This window comes from Bradyrhizobium sp. P2_E8 (assembly GCF_056403875.1).
This window is the reverse complement of record NZ_JBFUES010001860.1, coordinates 1-606: the sequence shown is the minus strand read 5'-3', so window position 1 is coordinate 606 and position 606 is coordinate 1. Positions and strand designations below refer to the sequence as shown.

1 protein-coding gene is annotated in these 606 nt (G+C 66.5%); it reads left to right on the top strand.

Going from position 1 to position 606, the window contains the following annotated elements:
• Positions 1–113: 113 nt before the first annotated feature.
• Positions 114–606: PLP-dependent transferase (locus AC1D00_RS44355; protein WP_477015106.1), on the top strand; the 493-nt coding region annotated here is incomplete at its 3' end.

The following is a 606-nucleotide window of genomic DNA, read 5'->3' as shown; positions in this document are numbered from 1 at the left end:
TCGGACGGCTATGCCCGGGCATGACGACCTCTTGTGAATAGTCAATGGGCTGACTTGGCGCTCCGTTTTGTGGCACAAGGGCCGCCATCGCCGACCGAGCAACGAGGCCACGCATGCCCGCGCCAAAACCGCCTGCCTTCGAGACCCTGAGCCTGCATGCGGGCCAGCATCCGGATCCTGCGACCGGCGCCCGCGCGGTGCCGATCTACCAGACCACGTCCTACGTGTTCCAGGATTCCGATCACGCCGCCGCGCTGTTCAACCTGGAGCGCGCCGGCCACATCTATACGCGCATCTCCAATCCGACCACCGGTGTGCTGGAGGAGCGGCTCGCGGCACTCGAAGGCGGCGTCGGCGCCATCTGCACCGCGAGCGGCATGGCCGCGCTGCATCTCGCCATCGCGACGCTGCTGAGCGCCGGCGACCACATCGTCGCGTCGAGCTCGCTCTATGGCGGCACCATCAACCTGCTCGCGCACACGCTACCGCGCTTCGGCATCACCACGACATTTGTGAAGCCGCGCGATCTCGATGCGTTCCGCAGCGCCATCAAGCCGAACACCAAGCTCGTGATCGGCGAGACCATCGGCAATCCCGGGCTCGAGG